Source organism: Pseudomonas sp. 18058 (genome assembly GCF_902706155.1).
Classification (GTDB): Bacteria; Pseudomonadota; Gammaproteobacteria; order Pseudomonadales; family Pseudomonadaceae; genus Aquipseudomonas; species Aquipseudomonas rustica.
Genome location: NZ_CACSJY010000024.1, coordinates 52,655 through 76,396 on the forward strand (window position 1 = coordinate 52,655; position 23,742 = coordinate 76,396).

The 23,742-nt window shown below is 58.7% G+C and carries 18 protein-coding genes; 5 read left to right on the forward strand and 13 right to left on the reverse strand.

What is annotated here, in order from left to right; translation table 11 throughout:
• Positions 1–58: 58 nt before the first annotated feature.
• The 4 genes from GVL50_RS14970 to GVL50_RS14985 form a co-directional block, all read right to left on the reverse strand.
• The gene (locus GVL50_RS14970; RefSeq protein ID WP_159813906.1) at positions 59–259 is read right to left on the reverse strand and encodes a co-regulatory protein PtrA N-terminal domain-containing protein; all 201 of its coding nucleotides are present in this window, start codon (positions 257–259) and stop codon (positions 59–61) included.
• A gap of 226 nt (positions 260–485) precedes the next feature.
• Positions 486–3,635 carry a CusA/CzcA family heavy metal efflux RND transporter gene (locus tag GVL50_RS14975; RefSeq protein ID WP_159813908.1) on the reverse strand — a complete coding sequence of 1,050 codons (3,150 nt, stop codon included), beginning with the start codon at positions 3,633–3,635 and terminating at the stop codon, positions 486–488.
• 14 nt (positions 3,636–3,649) lie between these two features.
• The gene (locus GVL50_RS14980; protein WP_159813910.1) at positions 3,650–4,837 is read right to left on the reverse strand and encodes an efflux RND transporter periplasmic adaptor subunit; all 1,188 of its coding nucleotides are present in this window, start codon (positions 4,835–4,837) and stop codon (positions 3,650–3,652) included.
• Positions 4,838–4,886: 49 nt separating this feature from the next.
• Positions 4,887–6,134 (reverse strand): TolC family protein, encoded by a 1,248-nt coding sequence (locus tag GVL50_RS14985; RefSeq protein ID WP_159813912.1) that lies wholly within the window; start codon positions 6,132–6,134, stop codon positions 4,887–4,889.
• Between the two features lie 535 nt (positions 6,135–6,669).
• Between GVL50_RS14985 and GVL50_RS14990 the strand changes: the two genes are divergently transcribed.
• From GVL50_RS14990 to GVL50_RS15005, 4 genes are all read left to right on the forward strand, one after another.
• Positions 6,670–7,344 carry a heavy metal response regulator transcription factor gene (locus tag GVL50_RS14990; protein ID WP_053121655.1) on the forward strand — a complete coding sequence of 225 codons (675 nt, stop codon included), beginning with the start codon at positions 6,670–6,672 and terminating at the stop codon, positions 7,342–7,344.
• Positions 7,341–8,747 carry a heavy metal sensor histidine kinase gene (locus GVL50_RS14995; protein WP_159813914.1) on the forward strand — a complete coding sequence of 469 codons (1,407 nt, stop codon included), beginning with the start codon at positions 7,341–7,343 and terminating at the stop codon, positions 8,745–8,747. Before GVL50_RS14990 ends, GVL50_RS14995 begins: the two co-directional genes overlap by 4 nt.
• A 258-nt stretch (positions 8,748–9,005) precedes the next feature.
• A complete protein-coding gene (locus tag GVL50_RS15000) occupies positions 9,006–9,344 on the forward strand; it encodes a type II toxin-antitoxin system Phd/YefM family antitoxin (RefSeq protein ID WP_256671872.1) in 339 nt (112 codons plus the stop codon).
• Positions 9,341–9,718, forward strand: coding sequence for a type II toxin-antitoxin system VapC family toxin (locus tag GVL50_RS15005; RefSeq protein WP_159813916.1), 378 nt, complete (start codon positions 9,341–9,343; stop codon positions 9,716–9,718). The genes GVL50_RS15000 and GVL50_RS15005 overlap by 4 nt, the downstream gene beginning before the upstream one ends.
• An 887-nt stretch (positions 9,719–10,605) precedes the next feature.
• Here the strand turns inward: GVL50_RS15005 and GVL50_RS15010 are convergent.
• From GVL50_RS15010 to GVL50_RS15035, 6 genes are read right to left on the reverse strand one after another with little or no spacing between them, the layout of a single operon-like run.
• Positions 10,606–12,348, reverse strand: coding sequence for an ABC transporter substrate-binding protein (locus GVL50_RS15010; RefSeq protein ID WP_053121662.1), 1,743 nt, complete (start codon positions 12,346–12,348; stop codon positions 10,606–10,608).
• 48 nt (positions 12,349–12,396) lie between these two features.
• Entirely contained in the window at positions 12,397–12,669 is a 273-nt protein-coding gene (locus GVL50_RS15015; protein ID WP_053121664.1) for a DUF2160 domain-containing protein, read from the reverse strand.
• 10 nt (positions 12,670–12,679) lie between these two features.
• Positions 12,680–13,474: a carbohydrate ABC transporter permease gene (locus tag GVL50_RS15020; RefSeq protein WP_371926003.1), complete on the reverse strand. Its 795-nt coding sequence runs from the start codon at positions 13,472–13,474 to the stop codon at positions 12,680–12,682.
• A gap of 30 nt (positions 13,475–13,504) precedes the next feature.
• Entirely contained in the window at positions 13,505–14,371 is an 867-nt protein-coding gene (locus GVL50_RS15025) for a carbohydrate ABC transporter permease (protein ID WP_007912484.1), read from the reverse strand.
• Positions 14,368–15,480, reverse strand: coding sequence for an ABC transporter ATP-binding protein (locus GVL50_RS15030; protein WP_159813919.1), 1,113 nt, complete (start codon positions 15,478–15,480; stop codon positions 14,368–14,370). Before GVL50_RS15030 ends, GVL50_RS15025 begins: the two co-directional genes overlap by 4 nt.
• Positions 15,480–16,574, reverse strand: coding sequence for an ABC transporter ATP-binding protein (locus tag GVL50_RS15035; RefSeq protein ID WP_064117772.1), 1,095 nt, complete (start codon positions 16,572–16,574; stop codon positions 15,480–15,482). Before GVL50_RS15035 ends, GVL50_RS15030 begins: the two co-directional genes overlap by 1 nt.
• A gap of 382 nt (positions 16,575–16,956) precedes the next feature.
• Between GVL50_RS15035 and GVL50_RS15040 the strand changes: the two genes are divergently transcribed.
• Positions 16,957–18,795 (forward strand): sigma-54-dependent Fis family transcriptional regulator, encoded by a 1,839-nt coding sequence (locus GVL50_RS15040; RefSeq protein ID WP_159813921.1) that lies wholly within the window; start codon positions 16,957–16,959, stop codon positions 18,793–18,795.
• A 175-nt stretch (positions 18,796–18,970) separates the two neighbouring features.
• Here GVL50_RS15040 and GVL50_RS15045 read toward each other — a convergent pair whose 3' ends face one another.
• The 3 genes from GVL50_RS15045 to GVL50_RS15055 form a co-directional block, all read right to left on the reverse strand.
• On the reverse strand, positions 18,971–20,188 hold the full coding sequence (locus GVL50_RS15045; protein ID WP_159813923.1) for an MFS transporter: 1,218 nt from the start codon (positions 20,186–20,188) through the stop codon (positions 18,971–18,973).
• A gap of 448 nt (positions 20,189–20,636) precedes the next feature.
• Entirely contained in the window at positions 20,637–22,019 is a 1,383-nt protein-coding gene (cysS, locus tag GVL50_RS15050) for a cysteine--tRNA ligase (protein ID WP_159813925.1), read from the reverse strand.
• Between the two features lie 22 nt (positions 22,020–22,041).
• A complete protein-coding gene (locus GVL50_RS15055) occupies positions 22,042–23,739 on the reverse strand; it encodes a glutamine--tRNA ligase/YqeY domain fusion protein (protein WP_008082132.1) in 1,698 nt (565 codons plus the stop codon).
• Between the last annotated feature and the right edge of the window lie 3 nt (positions 23,740–23,742).

The following is a 23,742-nucleotide window of genomic DNA, read 5'->3' on the forward strand; positions in this document are numbered from 1 at the left end:
CCTCATCGAAAAGCCCGGCATCGGCAGTCGATGACAGGCTTGCTCATTTTCCGAACGCTTACAGCGCTTTGGTTTTCTCGTCTTTTTTCTCGTTCAACACGACAGGGTCGCGGGCCTGTTCCTTGGCGACGAACAGTTCGACGGAACGGTCGTTGGCGGCAATCATTTTGGCGAACGTGCGGTCACCGCCACCTTCGGCCATGACCAGGGAAGACACCGCGAGCGCGGCTGCTAAGGCACTGAGTTGGGCAAGTTTCATGGTTGATTCCTCGTTTAAGTAGCTGACGGGATCAAGGTAACAAGGTGAACCTTTCGTGACGGTGGCGGGGAAATTACAGATCCGTTATCTGCCGAAACAGCCTTTTAAGTCCGCACACAAAACCAATGTGGGAGCGGGCTTGCTCGCGAATGCGGTGGGTCATTCAAATAATGTTTTGACTGATACACCGCTTTCGCGAGCAAGCCCGCTCCCACAGGGGGATTACCTATTTAGTTGGAACGTCGTCCTCATCCCGGCGATGGGCGAGTTGGTAGAGGGCCGGCAAGATCAACAGTGTGAGGATGGTCGAGGAGAGGATCCCGCCGATCACCACGGTCGCCAGCGGACGCTGCACTTCAGCACCGGTGCCAGTCGCGAGCGCCATCGGAATGAACCCCAGCGATGCCACCAGCGCCGTCATCAACACTGGCCGCAAGCGTGTCAGTGCGCCTTCGTTAATGGCATCGGAAAGCGAACGCCCCTCCTCCCGCAAATTACGAATAAACGCGATCATCACCAAGCCATTCAGCACCGCCACACCCGACAGCGCGATAAACCCGACCCCCGCCGAAATCGACAGCGGAATATCCCGCAGCCACAGCGCCATCACACCGCCGGTCAGCGCAAACGGGATCCCGGTAAACACCAGCAGACCATCCTTCAGATTGTTGAACATCATGAACAACAACCCAAACACCAACAGCAAGGCCACCGGCACGACAATCTGCAAACGCTTGGCCGCCGATTGCAGTTGTTCGAACTGCCCGCCCCAACTCGTCCAGTAACCAGCGGGCACCTGCACGTCACGCTCAATCACTGCGCCGGCCTCGCTGACAAACGAGCCAATATCACGCCCACGCACATTGGCGCTGACGATCACCAGGCGTTTACCGTTCTCGCGGCTGACCTGATTCGGGCCGAGCACCAGATCGAGGCTGGCGACTTCCTTGAGGGCGATAAAACCGATCTGACTTGCCGAGCCGTTCACTGAAGGCACCGGAATCAGCAGCGCCGAGAGCCCGTCGATGTCCTTGCGCATCGCATCGGACAAACGCACGACCATGTCGAAACGCCGATCGCCCTCATACAAAATCCCCGCCTGCCGCCCGCCCACCGCAACGGCAATCGTGTCCTGCACATCGCCAACATTGAGCCCATAACGCGCCGCTTTATCGCGATCAATATTGATGGTCAGCACCGGCAAGCCAGTGGTTTGTTCGACCTTCACTTCAGACGCGCCGTTGACCTTTTGCATGGCTGCGGCAATCTTCGCCGCCGTGGCGTTGAGCACATCCATGTCATCGCCAAACACCTTCACTGCGACATCGCTGCGCACCCCGGAAATCAGTTCGTTGAAGCGCAACTGAATCGGCTGCGACAGCTCATAGTTGCTGCCCGGCAAGGTCGCGGCAGCGGCTTGCAGTTCCGCCATCAAGGTTTCGCGCGACTTGCGCGGATCCGGCCACTGCTCTTTCGGCTTGAGCATCACGTAGCTGTCGGAGATGTTCGGCGGCATCGGATCGGAAGCGATTTCGGCAGTACCGGTACGAGCGAAGACGCGTTCGACTTCCGGCACTTTCGCCAGAATCAACGTCTCCAGGCGCTGCTGCATGTCCACCGATTGCGTCAGGCTGGTGCCCGGCACGCGCAGCGCTTGCAGAGCAAAATCCCCTTCGCTGAGGCTCGGCACAAACTCGCTGCCCATGCGACTGGTGAGCACGCCGCTGAGCACGATCACGGCCAACGCAGCGCTCACCGCGACAGCGCGATGACTCATCACCCAGGCCAGCGCCGGCGCATAAACGCAGCGTGCACCGCGCATCACCGCGCCCTCTTCTTCCTTGACTTTGCCGGTCACGAACAACGCAATCGCCGCCGGCACGAAGGTCACCGACAACAGCATCGCGCCAAGCAAAGCGATGACCACGGTGAACGCCATCGGATGGAACATTTTCCCTTCGACGCCGCTCAACGCGAAGATCGGCAGGTACACGACCATGATGATCAACTGCCCGAAAATCAGCGGCCGCCGCGCTTCTTTCGCCGCCGCAAACACTTCCTTGAAACGCTCGGCACGCGTCAATAAACGCCCATGATGCTGCTGCGCATGGGCCAATCGCCGCAGGGTGTTTTCAACGATTACCACCGCACCGTCGACAATAATCCCGAAGTCCAGTGCGCCGAGACTCATCAGGTTGGCGCTGACTTTGTTGCTGAACATCCCGGTGAAGGTGAACAGCATCGACAGCGGAATCACCATCGCAGTAATCAGCGCCGCGCGGATATTACCGAGGAACAAAAACAGAATCGCGATCACCAGAATCGCGCCTTCAATGAGGTTCTTTTTCACCGTGGCGATGGCTTTGTCGACCAGGTGTGTACGGTCGTAAACCGGCACGGCTATCACGCCTTCCGGCAGTGATTTATTGATCTGTTCAAGCTTGCTGGCCACCGCTTGCGAGACCGTTCGACTGTTCTCGCCGATCAGCATGAACACGGTGCCGAGCACCACTTCGCGACCGTTTTCCGTGGCCGCCCCGCTGCGCAATTCGCGGCCGATTTCTACCGTCGCCACGTTCTTCACGCGGATCGGCGTGCCGTCGACATTGGCCATGACGATGTTGGCGATGTCCTCGGTGCTCGCCACTTGCCCCGGTGCGCGAATCAGCAATTGCTCGCCACTGCGCTCGATGTACCCGGCGCCGACGTTGGCGTTGTTGCGCTCCAGCGCCGTGACCAGATCAGTGAGCGTCAACTTGTACGCCGCCAGCCGTTTCGGATCCGGCGCTATCTGATATTCCTTGGCGAAACCGCCGATGGTGTTGATCTCGGCCACGCCCGGTACGTTGCGCAATTGCGGCTTGATGATCCAGTCCTGAATCACCCGCAGATCGGTCGGCGTATAGGGCATGCCGTCGTCCTTGAGCGCGCCCTCCTTGGCTTCAACCGTCCACAGAAAAATCTCGCCGAGACCGGTGGAAATCGGCCCCATCATCGCTTCCGCGCCTTCGGGCAATTGCTCCTTGGCGATCTGCAAACGCTCGTTGACCAACTGACGGGCGAAGAACAGGTCGGTGCCGTCCTTGAAGATCACCGTCACCTGCGACAGGCCCGAACGCGACAGCGATCGGGTCTGCTCCAGCGCCGGCAAACCGGCCATCGCCGTTTCAATCGGGAAGGTGATGCGCTGCTCGGTTTCCAGCGGCGAGAACCCGGCAGCGCCGGTGTTGATTTGCACCTGGACGTTGGTGATATCGGGCACGGCGTCGATCGGCAGTTTTTGATAACTGGCGATGCCGAGGCCGGCCATAAGCAGAACGGCGAGCAGCACGATAATGCGCTGCTCGATGGCAAACTGGATCAGGCGTTCGAACATGGGAGTCTTCCGGATCAGTGGCTATGCTCGGCTGAGGCTTTGCCCAGTTCCGATTTGAGGACGAAGCTACCGGCGCTGGCGACTTGCGCACCCGGCTCCAGCCCTTGGGTGATTTCCACCTGGCCCGCCGCGCGACTGCCCAACTCCACCGGGCGCGCTTCGAAACCATCGTCGGTGCGCACGAACACCGTGGGTTTGTCCTCGACCGTCTGGATTGCGGTTTCCGGTACGGCGACTTTCGCTTCGCGGCTTTCGGTAGCGACCAGCGCGGTGACGAACAGACCGGGGCGCCATGAGCCTTGCGGGTTTTCCAGGGTCACGCGCACGGTTGCAGTGCGGGTTTGTTCGCCGAGCAAACTGCCAACATAAGCCACGCTGCCGACGACTTCGGCGTTCAATTCCGGCGCGCTGACGGTGACCGCTTTACCCACTTGCACCTTGGCCAAATCCTTCGGTGAAACGCCGAACGTCACCCACACCCGCGACAAATCCGAGAGCGTGAACGCTGCCGTGGTTTCATCGACCACTTCACCCGGCGTCAGGTGTTTTTCCACCACCACGCCGTCAAACGGCGCGCGCAATTCATAGCGATTGCCGCCGGTGGCGACCACGCTGCCACTGAGCACGCTGATCTTTTGCCGCGCATTGCTTACGGCGATTTCCGCCTCTTGCAACGCTTGGCGCGCCTGGAGGAAATCCTGCTCGGCGGAGATCTTGTCCTGCCAGAGTTTTTTCTCCCGTTCATAGGTCGTGCGCGCCAATGCCAAACGCCGTTGCGCCGCCGCTTGTTCGCTGCGCTGATCGGAGATCTGCTGACTGGCGATCACCGCCAGCAACTGGCCCTTCTTCACCGTCTGCCCGAGGTTGACCGAGACCGCCTCGACCACCCCCGGCACGCGCGGCACCACGTGGGCGGTGCGGTCTTCGTCGAAGCGCACTTCACCGGGGAACGGCAAGCCGAGGCTGATGTTTTGCGGTTTCGCTTCAGCCAATTGAATGCCGGCAGCGGTGATTTGCTCGGCGGTCAGTTCGATGTGCCCTTCTTCGCCATGCTCAGCCGCAGCGCCTTCTTCAGCGTGATCGGCGTGATCCGCCGCTTCATCGGCATGCGCGTCGATGGAGGCAGTGCCCGACCACATCGAGCCCACACCAATGCCCAACGCCAATGTCGCCGCAGCGACCACAATCAATTTTTTATCCATGGAAACTCCTCTGCGCCGTGCCATCGCGCAGTGCTCAAAAAGATGAAATTCAAGGGCTGACGGCGAGCTCGCCGAAGATCCGTTCGATGCGTACGCGGGCGTCGGTGGCCTCACTGACGGCCTGGATGTATTGGCTGCGCGCGGCGATCAGCGTGCGCTGCGCATCGAGCACATCGAGGAAGCCGAACTTGCCCATTTCAAAGCCGCGCGTGGCGCTGTCGACGGCACGTTGCGCGGCGGGCAGGATGGTCTGGTTGAACGCTGTGACTTCGCCGTTGGCGGTCTGCCATTGCTCAAGACTGGTCTGGATTTCGGTGCGCAAACGCAGTTCGGTGGCGTTACGCAGATCCCGTGCCTGATCGGTGCGGCGCGCAGCCGCGAGCACATTGCCCTGATTGCGGTTGAACAACGGAATCGGCATCGACAGCCCGACCACGTTGACGCGCTCGCGCTCGGTTTCGCTGTATTGGCTGCCGAGGCTTACGGTCAGATCGGGGATGCGCTGGGACTTCTCCAATCCCAATGAGGCTTCACGCTGATCAATCTGCAATTTGGCCAGACGCAGTTCAGCGGTCTCGTTCAGGCGCTCTAGCAATCTTGTCGGCGGCGGAACAGCCATCAGGCTTTTCGTCGGTGCCTGCACCTTGGTCGATGCCGGCAGAGGCGCGCCCATCACCTGCGCCAATTTTTGATAAGCGTTGGCCTGATCACGCTCGGCGCGGCTCACTTCTAGGCGCACTTCCGAGAGCTGCACTTGCGCCCGCGTGCCTTCAACCGGCGACGATTTACCGGCCTCAATGCGCCCGTCAGCCACGCGCAAACCCTTCTCGGCGAGTTGCAGCGATTGCCGAGACAGATCCAGGCGCTGCTGTGCGGTTTGCGCACTGTTGAACGCTTGAATCACATCGGCGCGCAAGGCATTGCGCTTGCGCTCCAGTTCGATGCCGGCGGCGTCCTGCGCGCGGCTGGCGACGTCGATCCGTGCACCGCGTTTGCCACCCAGTTCGATCGGCTGGCTGAGCATGATCGTCGTGGTGCGCGAATCGCGGCGAGTGTCTTCGGCCTCCCAGGAAACTTCGGGATTGGGGATCAAACCAGCCTGCACACGATCACCTTCGGCAATGCCGATTTCCCACTGCGCGGCGGCCAGATCGGGGTTACCGGCGAAGGCGCTTTGCAGGGCTTGATCCAGCGTCAGCGTCGAGGCATTCGCCAGGCTGGCACTGGCCAGTAACAGCAGGCCGCCGAGTGTTTTTTGCAGGCGTGATCGCGCCGTCAGTTCAATTAAACCGGGCAATGGCAGACTTCCTTTATTCAAGAATCTTTGATGCCGCCACGGTAGGGTTTTGAACTTATCGACAAGGTGACTGGAACATTACAAATCCGTTATCCACGGTTTGAACTAGTTGTTTTGTTCTAGGATGCGAAGTGCGAACGCTGTTGTCGTAATACATGGAAACAAATGCGAGTTAGATATCTGCTGAACAGCACTTGTGTAAATCAATGTCATGGGGGTTTTGCAGTTTGTGCTGCGACAGGCCGTCGCAGATGGCCGTTTTAAAGCGCTTGGCGGTTGACCCTGTAGCCACTACAACCTTTATTGTGCGACTTCTCCTCACCCCAGCCCTCTCCCGGAGGTAGAGGGAGCAGACCGAGTTGTCTGGCGTTATTTAACGACCTGTTACATCAAGTCGATTATGGATTCATCAGAGCTTTTTCACGTCGGCGTAGTTCTGAAATATCCCCCATTCAATCCCCTCTACCTCTGGGAGAGGGCTAGGGTGAGGGCCCTTTGTAATTAAATACCCATTAAATATAAGTGGTGAAAGATCATGCGAATCCTTGTCGTCGAGGACGAGCTTAAAGCTGCCGAATACTTGCATCAGGGATTGACCGAAAGTGGATATGTGGTTGACCACGCCGCCACCGGCGCCGATGGTTTGCACCTGGCGCAACAACAGGCCTATGACCTGATTATTCTCGATGTGAACCTGCCCGAACTGGACGGCTGGGGCGTGCTGGAACAACTGCGCAAAACCCACGCCACGCGGGTGATGATGCTCACCGCGCGCGGACGTCTGGCCGACAAGATTCGTGGCCTCGATCTGGGTGCCGATGACTATCTGGTCAAGCCGTTCGAATTCCCCGAACTGCTCGCGCGGGTACGCACCTTGATGCGTCGCAGCGAAAACATTCCGCTGCCACAGGTGCTGAAAGTCGCCGATCTGGAACTCGACCCGGGCCGCCATCGCGCATTCCGTGGCGAGCAACGCATCGACCTGACCACCAAGGAATTCGCCCTGCTGCACCTGCTGATGCGCCAGTCCGGCGAAGTGCTGACGCGCACGCAAATCATCTCGCTGGTGTGGGACATGAATTTCGACTGCGACACCAATGTGGTCGAAGTGTCGATCCGCCGCTTGCGCGCAAAAATCGACGACCCGTTCGACAGCAAACTGATCCACACCCTGCGCGGTGTCGGCTACGTGCTGGAGGCGCGCGAATGAAACCGGCCAGCCTGTCGATGCGCCTCGGTTTGACGGTGAGCATTCTCGGCGCGCTGCTGGTGGTGTTTCTGGCGATCCTTGCCTATTTCGCCCTGACCCATGAGTTGAACGCGCTTTCCAGAGACAGTCTGGAAAAGAAGATGCAACAGGTCGAGCACAGCCTGTCGCTGTACGTCGACGCCATTGAAATCAGCGGTAAACCACATATTTTGCTCGATCAGGTGATGGGCCATGACAACCTCACGCTGACGATTTATGACCGCTTGAATCAGCGTTCTCCGCTGCTCAAATCCGGCTCGGGACTGGCCGAGCCACGGGTTGAATTGAAAGCGGTTCGCGCCACCACAGATCAGTTGACCTACAGCGACAGCACCGACGCGGAAGGGAAGAAATTCCTCACTGCCTCGAAACTGATTCGCCTCAAGGACGGCAACAGCGTGCCGGTGCTGCTGTCGGTGGATAACGCCCACGACGAGGCGTTACTCAGCGCCTACTTGCGCTCGACGCTGATTGCCTTGCCGTTGTTGCTGGTATTCATCGGCCTCATGGCGTGGGGCGCGGTACAACGCGGACTGGCGCCGATGCGCGAATTTCGCAAAGTCGCGGCGATGGTCTCGACCCAGGATCTCGATCATCGCCTGTCGGTGGTGAACATGCCGCAGGAGCTCAGTGAATTGGCGCAGGGCATCAACTTCATGCTGCATCGACTGGATGCCGGGGTGCAGCAGTTATCGCAGTTCTCCGACGACCTGGCGCATGAACTGCGCACGCCGATCAATAACCTGATGGGCAAGGCGCAAGTGACGCTCTCACGCGAACGCAGCGTTGAGGAATACAAGGATGTGCTGGTGTCGTGCACCGAAGAACTGGAGCGCGTGGCGCGGATCGTTTCCGACATGTTGTTTCTGGCGCAAGTGAGTCATCCGTCGGCGCTGGCGCCGTTTGAATCGGTGGCACTGGAGGTTGAAGTGACGAAGGTGGCGGAGATGTTTTCATTGTCGGCGCAGGATAAGGGCATTCATTTGAACGTGGTCGGGAGCGCGACGGTGCTGGGTGATCGGCTGATGATTCAGCGGGCGATTTCGAATTTGTTGTCGAATGCTTTGCGGCACTGCCCGAACGGGAAAACCGTCACGTTGTTGATAGAACAAGGTGCGACGCAGACGTCGTTGCTAGTGAGCAATCCCGGCGCCGGGATCGAGGCGCAGCATTTGCCGTATCTGTTTGACCGCTTCTACCGAGTCGATAGCAGCCGCTCAAGAACGCAGGGCAGCACCGGGCTGGGGTTGGCGATCGTGCGCTCGATCATGAGCCTGCATCAGGGGGTGGCGGAGGTGAAGAGCTTGCCGGGGGTGATGACGGTGTTCCGCCTGGGCTTCCCCACCACCGAATCATCCCTGTAGGAGTTGCCGCAGGCTGCGATCTTTTGCTCTTGTTTTTTAGATCAAGATCAAAAGATCGCAGCCTGCGGCAGCGCCTACATAGATTTTCGGAGGTCGTGTCGGTCGATATTTTCGTACGACTTTTTACCGGTTTGCTCCCGTCCCTACGCAAACACCGAAAGCTCTCGCCGCAACCTCCGTTTTGCCCTACAGCCAGATTTGAGTAGGTAGTTCTATGGTGGTGGCCTTGGCAGATGGAATATCGACGAGAGGCAAAAAATGAACAGGGATATCGTTTGCGAATGGGCTGAAGAAGTCTATGAATTGGCAGTGCTGAAATATTCTGGCTATATTTGTCCAGAATACAGGGGTGAGCCGATGATCATCGTTCCGCTGGCTGAAGCAAAAAACAATTTATCCAAACTCGTCGATGATGCCGCTGCTGGCAAAGTCATTACGATTGCCAAGCATGGCCGAGCGATGGCTCGCCTCGTTCCCGTAGGAAAACCCAGCGCACAGCGAATTGGCGCAATGAAAGGCAAACTGGTGTTGCCCGACGATTTCGACTCACCATTGCCCGATGACATGCTTGATGCATTTGAGGGCACTCAAGCATGAGGCTTCTGCTCGACACGCACATTTTGCTCTGGACGCTCAGTGATGACGCGAGACTGTCCGGCAAAGCCAGAAAACTGATTGAGAACGCTGCCGATGTCTACATCAGCGCCGCCACCTTTTGGGAAATGGCGATCAAGGTCGGGCTCGGCAAGCTGAATGTTGATCAGGAAGAAGTCCGCCAATCTTGCCTTGATAGCGGCTTTATCGAACTGCCGGTGACTGCAGAACACGCCATCGCCGTGAAGGATCTTGAGCACCATCACCGGGATCCGTTTGACCGCATTATCGTGGCCACAGCAATGACCGAACCGATGAAGTTGCTCACGGCTGATCCTTTGGTTGCTCGGTACACCGACCTGGCTGTTTTGGTTTGACCTGATACCCCAGAAGCCTCAGGGCAGATGGCTTGCAAGCGATAGCGGTGGGTCAGTTGATTTCGATGTTGAATGGCAGACCGCATTCGCGAGCAAGCCCGCTCCCACAGTGGTTTGTGGCGTACCCAAATTTTGTGAACACTGCAAAAACCTGTGAGAGCCGGCTTGCCAGCGATGGCGGTGGGTCAGTTGATTTCGATGTTGAATGGTAGACCGCAATCGCTTGCAGGCAAGCTCCCACAGTGATTTGCGGCGTGCGCGGAGTCTGTGGTCATCGCAGAAAAATGTGGGAGCCAGTCTGCTGGCGAAAGCGGTGGGTCAGTTGATTTCGTCGTTGAATGGCAGACCGCCTTCGCGAGCAAGCCCGCTCCCACAGTGGTTTGTGGCGTACCCAAATTTTGTGAACACTGCAAAAACCTGTGGGAGCGGGCTTGCTCGCGAATGCGGTGGGTCAGTTGATTTCGTTGTTGAATGTGAGGCCGCTTTCGCGAGCAAGCTCAGCTCCTACAAAAGCAAGATCAACAGATCGCAGCCTTCGGCAGCTCCTACACAGGATGAGCGCAAGCTCGACAAGCTTTTGATTTTGATCTTAGAGCCCGTCGGGAGGCTGAGTGGAGGGATTCATACGGGGAAAGCATCGAGAGGAGGTGCAGCGAAGCAAACCGTAGGCGATGCCCCCGGATGAACCCGGAGCGAAGGAACCCGAGCCTTAGCGAGGGCCGGACGTCAGGGCACAGACCTTTTGGTTACTTTTGGGGCGTTTGCCAAAAGTGACCCGCCGTAAGGGCGGAACCCTAATCAGCCCCCCCCGCAGCAACGGATATGTACACCACCAGCCAAAAAAAAACGGCACCTCCCGATGCCGTTCACCTATCACACGCCCAATATCATTTCCGCGCATCCGCCCAAGATTTCAGCAGCTCGTTATAACTCACCGTCTCCCCCTTAGGCTTCTCATTCGCCAACTTAGGCTTCGGCGCCCCCGGCTGATCAAACCAATACTGCGCATCCCGCTCCGGATTCATCTTCGGCGCACACACCGCCTGCGCCTTCGAACGCTCCAGACGCGTCATGATCGCATCCTGATCCTTGGCCAACCCATCCAGCGCCTGCTGCGGCGTCTTCTCACCACTCGCCGCCTCAGCAATATGACTCCACCACAACTGCGCCAGACGCGGATAGTCCGGCACGTTAGTCCCGGTCGGCGTCCACTGCACCCGCGCCGGGCTGCGATAAAACTCAACCAGACCACCCAACTTCGGCGCCAGATCAGTCATCGCCTGCGAGTTGATGTCCGACTCACGAATCGGCGTCAGCCCGACAATGGTTTTCTTCAGCGAAACGGTTTTCGACGTCACAAACTGCGCATACAACCACGCCGCCAGTTTCTGCTTCTCAGGCGTCGACTTCATGAACGTCCACGAACCCACGTCCTGATACCCGAGCTTCATGCCCTCCTCCCAATACGGCCCGCGCGGCGATGGCGCCATCCGCCACTTCGGCGTGCCGTCGGCGTTGACCACCGGCAGACCCGGTTTGGTCATGTCGGCGGTAAACGCGGTGTACCAGAAAATCTGCTGCGCGATATTGCCCTGCGACGGCACTGGCCCAGATTCGGAGAAGGTCATGCCCGCCGCTTCCGGTGGCGCGTAAGCCTTCAGCCAATCGACATATTTTTGCGTAGCGAATACAGCGGCCGGGCCGTTGGTGTCGCCGCCACGGGTCACACTGGAACCGACCGGATGGCAGTCCTCAACACGAATCCCCCATTCGTCCACCGGCAAACCGTTGGGCAAACCCTTGTCGCCGCCACCGGCCATGGAGAACCAGGCATCGGTGAAGCGCCAGCCCAGCGACGGGTCTTTCTTGCCGTAATCCATGTGCCCGTAAACGCGCTTGCCGTCGATTTCCTTGACGTCTTCGCTGAAGAATTTGGCGATGTCTTCATAGGCCGACCAGTTCACCGGCACGCCCAATTCGTAGCCGTACTTTTCTTTGAACTTGGCTTTCAGGTCAGCGCGTTCAAACCAGTCAGCGCGGAACCAGTAAAGGTTGGCGAATTGCTGGTCAGGCAGTTGATAGATCTTGCCGTCCGGCGCGGTGGTGAACGAGATGCCGATGAAGTCCTTGATGTCGAGCGTCGGCGAGGTGAAGTTCTTGCCTTCGTTGGCCATCAAGTCGGTGATCGATTCGGTTTTACCGTAGCGAAAGTGCGTACCGATCAGGTCCGAGTCGTTGACCCAGCCGTCATAGATATTCTTGTCGGACTGCATCACCGTCTGCATTTTCTCGACCACGTCGCCTTCTTGCAGCAGGTCGTGGGTGAGCTTGATCCCGGTGATTTCGGTGAAGGCCTTGGCAAGCACTTTCGACTCGTATTCGTGGGTGGTCAGGGTCTCGGAAACGACCTTGATTTCCATACCGCGAAACGGCTCGGCGGCCTTGATGAACCACTTCAATTCTTCGAGCTGCTGTTCAGCCGTCAGGGTCGACGGTTTGAATTCACTGCCGATCCATTTTTTCGCCGCGTCTTCGTAGGCATCGGCCCACGCGGCGGCGCTCAAACCGCTGAGTGCCAGCATGGCTGCCAATGAAATGCTATGTCGCAGCTTATTGTTTTTGTCGAACATAGAGACCTCCTGTTTAGGATTTCGGAGCACGGTTGCCGATTGACTCGACTAGCCCCAACGCATCACAGCCAACAGCCACACCAGGGACAACGCGGACGCCACCCAGATGCTCCAGTCGGTGGCGCCGATCACCAGCAAATGCAGGTAGGCGCTGCCGAGAAGACCGATAAACAAACGATCGCCACGGGTGGTGGCAATCGGTAGAAAACCTCGCCGCAAGATGCTCGGCGAACGCAATTCCCACGTGGTCATGCCGACCAGCAGCAGACCGATGACGATGAAAAATGCTGCGGTGGGTGTGGTCCAACTCATCCATTCCATCATCAGTTCCTCAGACCCGACCGAGGGCAAAGCCCTTGGCCACGTGGTTGCGAACAAACCAGATCACCAGCATGCCCGGCAGAATGGTCAACACCCCCGCCGCCGCCAGCACGCCCCAATCGATACCCGATGCTGAAACCGTGCGCGTCATCACCGCCGCGATCGGCTTGGCGTTTACCGAGGTCAACGTGCGCGCCAGCAGCAGTTCGACCCAGGAAAACATGAAGCAGAAAAACGCCGTGACGCCGATACCGGAGCCGATCAGCGGAATGAAAATCTTCACGAAGAACTTGGGGAAACTGTAGCCGTCGATGTAGGCGGTTTCATCGATTTCCTTGGGCACGCCGGACATGAAACCTTCGAGAATCCACACCGCCAGCGGCACGTTGAACAGGCAGTGCGCCAAGGCCACGGCGATGTGCGTGTCGAACAGCCCAATAGACGAATACAACTGGAAGAACGGCAGCAAAAACACCGCCGGTGGCGCCATACGGTTGGTCAGTAGCCAGAAGAACAGATGCTTGTCGCCAAGAAAACGGTAGCGCGAAAACGCATAGGCCGCCGGCAGCGCCACACTCAACGAGATCACCGTGTTCAGGCTCACGTAATACAGCGAGTTGAGATAGCCGTTGTACCAACTCGGATCGGTGAAGATCACTTTGTAGTTCGCCAGCGTAAAGTCCTGTGGGAAAAGCGTCAGACCGCCGAGGATTTCGGTGTTGCTCTTGAAGGACATGTTCAGCAGCCAGTAGATCGGCACCAGCAGGAACAGGATGTACACCAGCAATGGGATCACTTTTTTCATAGGGGTAAGACGTTTGCTCATGGCCGGGCCTCAGCGGTTGGCGTCGGAGTGCGTCATGGCGGTGTAGAACAGCCAGGACACCAACAGGATGATCAGGAAGTACACCAGCGAAAACGCCGCTGCCGGACCGAGGTCGAATTGCCCTACGGCCATCTGGGTCAACGTCTGACTCAAGAAGGTCGTGGCATTGCCCGGCCCGCCGCCGGTGAGCACGAACGGCTCGGTGTAAATCATGAAACTGTCCATGAAGCGCAGCATCACCGCGATCAGCAACACGCTTTTCAGCTTGGGCAATTGGATGTGCCTGAACACCGCCCAGGCTGAGGCTCGATCGATGCGCGCCGCTTGGTAATACACATCGGGAATCGCGCGCAATCCGGAGAAGCACAGCAACGCAACCAGTGAAGTCCAGTGCCAGACATCCATCACCAGCACCGTTACCCAGGCGTCCATTGTGTTGGCCGCGTAGTTGTAGCTGATGCCCATCGCGTTGAGGCTTGAACCCAACAAACCAATGTCGGCACGGCCGAAAATCTGCCAGATGGTGCCGACCACGTTCCACGGAATCAGCAGCGGAATCGCCAGAATGATCAGCACCACCGACGACCAGCGGCCCTTGGTCGGCATGGTCAACGCGACGGCAATGCCCAGCGGAATTTCAATCAACAACACGCACGCCGAGTAGATGAACTGACGCAGCAACGAGTCGTGCAGACGCGGGTCCAGCAGCACTTGCTTGTACCAGTCGGCACCGACAAAGTAGCGGCTGGACTGGTCGAAGATGTCCTGCACCGAATAGTTGACCACGGTCATCATCGGGATCACCGCACTGAACGCCACCAGCAGGAACACCGGCAACACCAGCCACCAGGCCTTGTTGTTCTGCACCTTGTTCATGGCTGCACCTCGCTGCTGTCGGCTTCTAGCAGAAACTCATCGGCATAAACCATCAGCCACTGCGCCGGAAAACTGATGTACGCGGTGCCCTGCGGCACCGGTTTGTCTTCGGCCAGACGCACTTTCAAAGGCGCGCCGTCGAGGTCGAGGGTCATGATCTTGTAGGTGCCGAGGTCTTCGACGTGTACGACGTTTGCCTGCATCGCGTCATCAAACGGCTCGTCCCACACGTGAATAAACTCCGGGCGGATACCGACCTTCAGATTTTTCCACTGGCCGTGTTCGATATGTCGCTGCATGGCGTCGGACAACGGCAAGTGCGTCGAGGCGAAACCGACGCCGCCGGGTTGTGGCTGCACCTCGATCAGGTTCATTCCCGGGCTGCCGATGAAATAGCCGACAAAGGTGTGGCTCGGCCGTTCGAACAATTCCCGTGGCGTGCCGAACTGCACAATCTGGCCGCCGTACATCACCGCGATCTTGTCGGCGAAGGTCGAAGCCTCCAGTTGATCGTGGGTGACGTAGACCATGGTGATGTTGAACTGCTCGTGGATCTGCTTGAGCTTGCGCCGCAGTTTCCACTTCAGGTGCGGGTCGATCACCGTCAGCGGCTCGTCGAAAAGGATCGCGGAAACGTCATCGCGCACCAGACCACGGCCCATCGAGACTTTCTGTTTTTCGTCGGCGGTGAGGTTGCGCGCCTTCTTGCTCAGGAGGTTTTGCAGGTCGAGGACTTCGGCAATTTCCTGCACCTTGCTGTGCACTTTCGCCTCGGCCATGCCCTGATTTCGCAGGGGGAAAGCCAAGTTATCGAACACGGTCATGGTGTCGTAGACCACCGGAAACTGGAAAACCTGAGCGATGTTGCGCTTCTCTGGCGTCAGGTCGTTGACCGCTTTGCCGTCGAACAAGACGTGGCCCTGCGAGGGGCTGAGCAGGCCGGAAATGATGTTGAGCAAGGTTGACTTGCCGCAACCCGACGGCCCGAGCAAGGCATAGGCGCCGCCCTGCTCCCAGACGTGATCCATCTCGCGGATCGCGTAATCCTCCGCGCCGCCCGGGGTTTTGCTGTAGCTGTGGGCGAGGTGCTGCAATCGGATTTCGGCCATCAGGCAACCCTCGCGACACGCCGGCCCGGTGCTTGCACCAGACGGCCCTGCGCATCGAAAACGAACAGTTTGTGGGTCGGGATGTAAATGCGGATCGGCGCATCGACGTCGTATTCGTGAACGCCGGGCAGGTGCAGCACCAGCAGGAAATGCTCGTTGCGCACGTGCAGGAAGGTTTCCGAACCGCTGATCTCGGCGACTTCGACGGTAACCGCCAGTTCGAGGTCGTCATCATTGCTAGGCACCAGCGAGATATGGCTGGGGCGCACGCCAAAACGGAACTCGCCCTCGCCCACCGGGCGCAAATCGACGTTTAACGGGAAGTGCACAAAATTGGCGAAGCTGACTTCGTTGCCGGCGATGCGCCCCGGCATCAGGTTGATCGGTGGTTCGGAGAACAATTCGGCAGCGAGCACGGTTTGTGGCTGATGATACACCGACGTGGACGGGCCGCTCTGAATCACCCGGCCTTCGTGAAGAATGGTCGTGGTGCCGCCGAGGGCCAGCGCTTCGTTGGGCTCGGTGGTGGCGTAAATCGCAATGGTGTGGCGCGCCTTGAATAGCTCGCGCATTTCCTGGCGCAGTTCTTCGCGCAGTTTGTAATCGAGGTTGACCAGCGGTTCATCGAACAGGATCAGCTCGGCATCCTTGACCAGCGCGCGAGCCATGGCCGTGCGTTGCTGTTGGCCGCCGGACAACTCCAGCGGATAGCGCTGCAGAAACTTCTCGATGCGCAGCATCTTCGCGGTTTCTTGCACTTTGCTGTGGATGATCTCTTTCGACACACCGGCCTGGCGCAGCGGCGAGGCGATGTTCTCGAACACGGTCATGGTCGGGTAATTGATGAACTGCTGATAGACCATCGACACGTTGCGCAGGCGCACCGGGCGTTGGGTGACGTCAACGCCGTTCATCAGGATGCGACCGCTGTCGGGCTTGTCCAGACCAGCCATCAAGCGCATGAGGCTGGTTTTGCCGGACAGGGTGCGACCGAGCAAAACGTTGAACGAACCGGCTTCGAATTTCAGGCAGGCATCGTCGATCCAGGTCTGGCCCTCGACGGTGCGGCTGACGTGCTCCAGGGTGAGTGACATGGCTCGGCCTTTTTATTATTGGAGTCAAGCGACCTGTGCACGGGAGCGAGTTTCGTGCCAGAAATGGCAAGTGATTGATTAGTCGTGAAAATCGTTGAAAACGCAGGGATTGGGCGTTCATTGCTGAACACATTTGAACAGTCGGGCGATTGACAATGAACAATAGTGAACAACACTCTATGAACGCTTTTTACCCAATCTCGAATGCGATAGAGATCCCCTGTGGGAGCGGGCTTGCTCGCGAAAGCGGAGTATCAGTCACTGAATCAGTTGAATGACACACCGCATTCGCGAGCAAGCCCGCTCCCACAGTTGAATTGTGTCGTTCCAAAGATCGGGCCCATAACAACAATAAAAATCGCTACATCAGAGGCTGACTGCCATGGCCGCACCTGCCCCGCCGCTGTCCCACGACGCGATCGTCCAGACGTCCTGGCAACGTTGCCGCGCGTTTGGTCTTGATCACCAAAGCACCCCGGCCTTCGACCAACTCCCCGCCGCCGGCATCATGCACCTGCTCGACCGCCATCATTCACTGGTGCAAACCACGCATCAGGAAGTCCTGCCCTATTACGAAAACATCCTGAGCAATTCCAACTGCCTGATCATGCTCGCCGACAATCAGGGCCAGGTGCTGACATCGTGGGGCACGCAGCGCTTTATCGAGCCGAATCTGGCCAGGGGGTTTCAGGCCGGTGCGAGCTGGATGGAGCGATGCAGCGGCACCAACGCGATCGGAACGGCACTGGCGTGCGAACAAGCGGTACACATCGAACACGATGAACACTTCCTCAAGGCCAACCGCTTTATGACCGGTTCCGCCGCGCCGATTTTCGATGCCGAGCGCAAGGTGATTGCCGTGCTCGATGTGTCCAGCGACAGTTATCTACCGCCCTCGCACACCTTGGGCATGGTCAAGATGATGAGCCAGACCGTGGAAAACCGGCTGATCCTCAACCTGTTCCATGGTCAGCATTTTCAACTGACTTTCAATACCGGGCTGAACAACCTCGACAGCCAGTGGGCCGGGTTGTTGATTTTTGATGAGAGCGGGCAAGTGCTGTCGGCCAATCGTCGGGCGGATAATCTGCTCGGTGTGCGCTTGTCGCGGGTCAGTGTTGAGAGTTTGTTTAATGTGTCGCTGCTGGAGTTGCTCAATCAGCCGGATGATCTGCCGTTTGCCTTGCAGACTTCTGGGCGCAACCGCTTTCAGTGTCTATTGAAACGGCCGAAGCAGGCGTTGGTTCAGCCACGGGTGTTTATCGCGGAGGCCAAAGCGACCGCACCGTCGGGCATCAGCCTCAACACCTTGCACTTCGGTGACAGTCGCGTTGAAAAAGCCGTGCGCCAGGCGGAACGGCTGTTGGAGAAAGACATTCCACTGCTGATCCACGGCGAAACCGGCGTCGGCAAGGAAGTCTTCGTCAAAGCCCTGCATCAAGCCAGCTCGCGCAGCAAACAGGCCTTCATCGCCGTCAACTGCGCAGCGATCCCCGCCGAACTGGTCGAATCCGAACTGTTCGGCTACGAGAAAGGCGCGTTCACTGGAGCCAATCAGAAAGGCAGCATTGGCCTGATACGCAAGGCTGACAAAGGCACGCTGTTTCTTGATGAAATCGGCGACATGCCGCTGCCAACACAAGCGCGGTTGCTGCGGGTTTTGCAGGAGCGTTGTGTGCAACCGGTGGGCAGCAGCGAGTTGTTTGCGGTGGATTTGCGGATTATCTCGGCGACTAATCGTTCCTTGCGCGAACAAGTGCAATTGGGCCGGTTCAGGGAGGATTTGTATTACCGCATTGGTGGATTGACGCTGGAATTGCCGCCGCTTCGGGAGCGCAGTGATAAAGAGGCGTTGTTTAAACGCTTGTGGGAGCAGCATCGCGAGCCGACGCAATGGGCGGGATTGAGTCAGGAAGTGCTTGAGTTGTTTGATCGGCATCCGTGGCCGGGGAACTTGCGTCAGGTCAGTAGCGTGATGCAGGTGGCGCTGGCCATGGCCGAGGAGCAGCCAGTAAGGCCGGAGCATTTGCCGGATGATTTTTTTGTCGATCTGGAGATGGAGCCGGTGGAGACCTGCGCCCCGTTAGGGATTGATCTGAACGATGTCGAGGCGCTGAACCGGGAGCTGAAGGCTTCCGGGGGCAATATTTCGCATTTGGCGCGGCGGTTGGGGGTGAGCCGCAATACGCTTTATAAGCGGTTGCGGCAGATTGAGGGTTGAGTGAGCCGCTTTCCCTCACCCCAGCCCTCTCCCGGAGGGAGAGGGAGCTGACCGTGGTGTCTGACGCTGGACATCGACCCGAAAGATCGTGGCGATTATGGATTCGGTGCAAATCGAACAGGTCGCTGTATCTCGTGAGCATCCCCCAATCAGTCCCCTCTCCTACGGGAGAGGGCTAGGGTGAGGGCAAAAATTCCGGCTCAACCTGCACAGCCGAAGCCGCCGCCAATGTGCGCAACCCCACCAGCACAACGACCACCATCATCAAACCCGCACCAATAGCCACCGCAAATCCCGCTCGCGCGCCAAAGGCATCGATCACCATCCCCGCCAGCATGCCGCCGAGTGCAACACCCACGCTGATCCCGGTGGTCATCCACGTCAGCCCCTCGGTGATCCGCGACGGCGGGATAATGATCGTGCCCATTTTCATCACCACCACCATCGTCGGCGCAAACGAGATGCCGGCGATAAACAGCGCTGCGGTCAGCACATAAACGTCCGTCGCAAAAACTGGCAGCACACCGGTAAACGCCGTGACCAATATCCCGATCAGGAACTGTTTTTCAATCGCCAGGGAAACCCTCATCGCCCCGAACGTCAGGCCAGCCACCAGCGAACCAAAGGCATAAGCCGCGAGAATGAATGTCGCCGACGCTGGCCAGCCTTGCGCATTGGCGAACGCGACGACGGCGACATCGATTGCTCCGCCGATAACGCCCATCGCCAACAGCGCCAAAACAATGGTGCGGACGCCAGGGATCAGCAAGGTTGAGCCGGCATGACCGCTGTGGCCCACGACAACCTTGGGTTCGGTCTGGCGTTGCAGCACAAACGCCGTGACCCCGATGGCCAGCAATCCGACCGCGACCAGCGGCCCCGCTTCGGCGAAAAAGCTCACGCTCAGTCCGATTGCCAGTGGCGGGCCGACGATGTAGGCCATTTCGGTCAGAACCGTGTCCAGCGAAAACGCCGTGTGTAATTGCGGCTTGCCACGGAACAGCTGCGTCCATCGGGCGCGGATCATCGACGGCATGCTCGGCATCGTCCCCGCCAGAGCCGCCAGAATAAACAGCCATGCGGCGGGCGCGCGAATGTAGACGGCGATGATCAGCGCCAGCAGCATCACGATGCTGAAAGCCGTCACGACCGGCAGCACGCGGCTCTGGCTATGTTGATCAACCAGTTTCGAGATGGGCGGGCCGAGCAGTGCATTGGCAAGGGTAAAAGTGCCGGCGACTGCTCCGGCCAACCAGTAGACACCGGTTTGCTGAACCAGCATGGTGATGATGCCAATGCCGATCATCGCCTGCGGCAACCGCGCGATGGAGCTCGCGAGCACTAACCCGGTGGCGCCGGGGGTCGCGAACAGTTCGCGGTAATGATTGGCCATGATTTCTCCGTTGCAGAATCGTCATCGACGCAGCATCCGGCTGCGTCAGACATCAAGACCTACGCGCAGAGCAAAAGCAACCTCGGCTAAAAGCACAGATCAAAAGATCGCAGCCTTCGGCAGCTCCTACAGGAATCGCATTTCATGTAGGAGCTGTCGAAGGCTGCGATCTTGATCGTTCCCACGCTCCGCGTGGGCATGCAGCCGGGGACGCTCTGCGTCCCTGCAAAACCGAACGCGGAGCGTCCGAAGAGGCATTCCCACGCAGAGCGTGGGAACGATCAAAACCAGTCGATTACGGATTCGGTACAGCACGCTCAGGTCGGCGTATCTCGCGAGCATCCCCCATTCAGTCCCCTCTCCCTCCGGGAGAGGGTTAGGGTGGGCTCTTCTCGCGGCCAAACAAAAACCCGCACATGGCGGGTTTTGTTTTGCAGCAATAAAGCAATCAGTCAGCCAAACGCCAGGTAGTCCCACCCTTGCCGTCTTCCAACACCACACCCATCGCCGTCAACTGATCACGAATCCGGTCCGACTCAGCCCAATCCTTCCCGGCCCGAGCCGCCAGACGCGCAGCAATCAGCGCATCAACTTCAGCCGCATCGACACGCCCTTCAGCGCCCGCCTGCAAGAAGTCATCGGCTTCCAACTGCAACACACCCAACACGCTCGCCAGCTCTTTCAGACGCGCCGCCAGACCCGCCGCTGCATCGAGATCGCTCTCACGCAGGCGGTTGATCTCACGCACCATCTCAAACAGCACCGCGCACGCTTCCGGGGTACCGAAGTCGTCGTTCATCACGGTAGTGAAGCGTTCAACAAACGCTTCGCCGCCCGCCGGTGCAACGGTCGGCAAGCCTTTGAGCGCGTGGTAGAAACGCTCGAGTGCGCCTTTGGCGTCCTTGAGGTTGTCTTCCGAGTAGTTGATCGCGCTGCGGTAGTGGCTCGACACCAGCAGGTAACGCACGACTTCCGGGTGGTATTTTTCCAGCACGTCGCGAATGGTGAAGAAGTTGTTCAAGGACTTGGACATCTTCTCGCCATTGATGCGAATCATGCCGCAATGCATCCACGCGTTGGCGTAGGTCTTGCCGGTGGCCGCTTCGCTCTGCGCGATTTCGTTTTCGTGGTGCGGGAACTCAAGGTCGCTGCCGCCGCCATGAATGTCGAAGGTCTCGCCGAGGCAGCAGGTGGACATCACCGAGCACTCGATGTGCCAGCCCGGACGCCCGGCGCCCCACGGCGATTCCCAGCTTGGCTCGCCCGGTTTGGTGGCTTTCCACAGCACGAAGTCCAACGGATCCTGCTTGGCTTCGTCGACTTCAATACGCGCGCCGATGCGCAGGTCTTCGATCTTTTTGCGCGACAGTTTGCCGTAGCCCATGAACTTGGCGACGCGGTAGTACACGTCGCCATTGCCCGGGGCGTAGGCGTAACCCTTGTCGATCAAGGTCTGGATCATGCTCAGCATGCCCGGAATATGATCGGTGGCACGCGGCTCCATGTCCGGTTTGAGGATGTTGAGACGCGCCTCGTCCTCGTGCATCGCGGTGATCATGCGCTCGGTCAGCGCGTCGTACGGCTCGCCGTTTTCGCGGGCACGATTGATGATCTTGTCTTCAATGTCGGTGATGTTGCGCACGTACGTCAGGTTGTAACCGCTGAAGCGCAACCAGCGGGTCACCAGGTCGAACGCGACCATGCTGCGGCCATGGCCGATGTGGCAGTAGTCATACACGGTCATCCCGCAGACGTACATACGCACATTGTTGCCATCCAGCGGTTTGAAGACTTGTTTGCTCTTGGTGAGCGTGTTGTAAATCGTCAGCACTTTTAATTTCCTTGACGCTGAATCACTGGCCCCACGAATCACGCAGGGTCACGGTACGGTTGAATACCGGCTGACCTGGTTTCGAGTCCTTCAAATCGGCGACGAAGTAGCCTTCGCGCTCGAACTGGAAACGGTCTTCCGGCTGTGCATTGCCAAGCGATGGCTCCGCACGACAACCGGTGAGTACCTGCAGCGAATCAGGGTTGATGTTATCGAGGAAACTTGCGCTGTCTTCGGCCTTCTCAGGGTTGGCCGAACGGAACAGACGATCGTACAGACGCACTTCGCACTCGACGCTGGCCGCAGCCGGTACCCAGTGGATCACGCCTTTGACCTTGCGGCCTTCAGGGTTCTTGCCGAGTGTTTCCGGGTCGTACGAGCAACGCAGTTCGACGATGTTGCCGTCGGCGTCCTTGATCGCTTCATCGGCACGGATCACGTAGCTACCGCGCAGACGCACTTCGCCGGCCGGTTCCAGGCGCTTGTAGCCCTTTGGCGGCTCTTCCATGAAGTCGTCACGGTCGATGTAGATTTCCCGGGCGAACGGCAGCGCGCGTACGCCCATGTCTTCTTTCGGGTGGCGCGGCAGTTCGAGGTTTTCGACCTGGCCTTCCGGGTAGTTGGTGATCACGACTTTCAGTGGACGCAGGACGCACATGGCACGCGGCGCAGTGTGGTCGAGGTCATCACGGATGCTGAATTCGAGCATGCCGAAGTCAACCACGCCGTCGGAACGGTTGGTGCCGACCATTTCGCAGAAGTTGCGGATCGATTTCGGCGTGTAGCCACGGCGGCGGAAACCCGACAGCGTGGACATGCGTGGATCGTCCCAGCCATGCACGTGCTTTTCATCGACCAGTTGCTTGAGCTTGCGCTTGCTGGTGATGGTGTAGTTGAGGTTCAGACGGCTGAACTCGTACTGACGCGGATGCGCCGGCACTGGCAGCGCGTCGAGGAACCACTCGTACAGCGGACGATGGCTTTCGAATTCCAGGGTGCAGATCGAGTGGGTGATGCCTTCGATGGCGTCCGACTGACCGTGGGTGAAGTCGTAGTTCGGGTAGATGCACCACTTGTCGCCGGTCTGGTGGTGATGGGCGTGGCGGATGCGGTACATGATCGGGTCGCGCAGGTTCATGTTCGGCGAGGCCATGTCGATCTTCGCACGCAGCACGCGGGCGCCGTCCGGGAACTCACCGGCGCGCATGCGGGCGAACCAGTCGAGGTTCTCTTCCACCGAACGGTCGCGGAACGGGCTGTTTTTGCCCGGCTCGGTCAGGCTGCCACGGTATTCCTTGGCTTGCTCCGGGGTCAGGTCGTCGACGTAGGCCTTGCCAGCCTTGATCAGCTCAACGGCCCAATCGTGCAACTGGTCGAAATACTGCGAGGCGTAGCGCACTTCGCCGGACCATTCGAAGCCCAGCCATTTGACGTCGGCTTCGATCGCGTCGATGTATTCCTGATCTTCCTTGGCCGGGTTGGTGTCGTCGAAACGCAGGTGCGTGACGCCGCCGAACTCCTGGGCCAGGCCAAAGTTCACGCAGATCGACTTGGCGTGGCCGATGTGCAGGTAGCCGTTGGGCTCAGGCGGGAAACGCGTGACGATCTGGGTGTGCTTGCCCGAGTCCAGGTCTGCCTGGATGATCGGCCGCAGGAAATTGACCGGCACGGCGGGGCCGGACTTGGCATTCGAGGTAGGGTCGACAGTGGGCTTGCTCATAGG

Excerpts from the sequence above, each read along its gene's own strand:
- GVL50_RS15030 (WP_159813919.1), bottom strand. The coding sequence starts at position 15,480 with ATGGCCGAAATCCGATTGCAGCACCTCGCCCACAGCTACAGCAAAACC.
- GVL50_RS14995 (WP_159813914.1), top strand. The coding sequence starts at position 7,341 with ATGAAACCGGCCAGCCTGTCGATGCGCCTCGGTTTGACGGTGAGCATT.
- GVL50_RS14975 (WP_159813908.1), bottom strand. The coding sequence starts at position 3,635 with ATGTTCGAACGCCTGATCCAGTTTGCCATCGAGCAGCGCATTATCGTG.
- GVL50_RS15025 (WP_007912484.1), bottom strand. The coding sequence starts at position 14,371 with ATGAACAAGGTGCAGAACAACAAGGCCTGGTGGCTGGTGTTGCCGGTG.
- GVL50_RS15020 (WP_371926003.1), bottom strand. The coding sequence starts at position 13,474 with ATGAAAAAAGTGATCCCATTGCTGGTGTACATCCTGTTCCTGCTGGTG.
- GVL50_RS14990 (WP_053121655.1), top strand. The coding sequence starts at position 6,670 with ATGCGAATCCTTGTCGTCGAGGACGAGCTTAAAGCTGCCGAATACTTG.
- GVL50_RS15045 (WP_159813923.1), bottom strand. The coding sequence starts at position 20,188 with ATGGCCAATCATTACCGCGAACTGTTCGCGACCCCCGGCGCCACCGGG.
- GVL50_RS15055 (WP_008082132.1), bottom strand. The coding sequence starts at position 23,739 with ATGAGCAAGCCCACTGTCGACCCTACCTCGAATGCCAAGTCCGGCCCC.
- GVL50_RS14970 (WP_159813906.1), bottom strand. The coding sequence starts at position 259 with ATGAAACTTGCCCAACTCAGTGCCTTAGCAGCCGCGCTCGCGGTGTCT.
- GVL50_RS15035 (WP_064117772.1), bottom strand. The coding sequence starts at position 16,574 with ATGTCACTCACCCTGGAGCACGTCAGCCGCACCGTCGAGGGCCAGACC.
- GVL50_RS15005 (WP_159813916.1), top strand. The coding sequence starts at position 9,341 with ATGAGGCTTCTGCTCGACACGCACATTTTGCTCTGGACGCTCAGTGAT.
- GVL50_RS15040 (WP_159813921.1), top strand. The coding sequence starts at position 16,957 with ATGGCCGCACCTGCCCCGCCGCTGTCCCACGACGCGATCGTCCAGACG.
- GVL50_RS15000 (WP_256671872.1), top strand. The coding sequence starts at position 9,006 with ATGAACAGGGATATCGTTTGCGAATGGGCTGAAGAAGTCTATGAATTG.
- GVL50_RS14980 (WP_159813910.1), bottom strand. The coding sequence starts at position 4,837 with ATGGATAAAAAATTGATTGTGGTCGCTGCGGCGACATTGGCGTTGGGC.
- GVL50_RS15015 (WP_053121664.1), bottom strand. The coding sequence starts at position 12,669 with ATGGAATGGATGAGTTGGACCACACCCACCGCAGCATTTTTCATCGTC.
- GVL50_RS15010 (WP_053121662.1), bottom strand. The coding sequence starts at position 12,348 with ATGTTCGACAAAAACAATAAGCTGCGACATAGCATTTCATTGGCAGCC.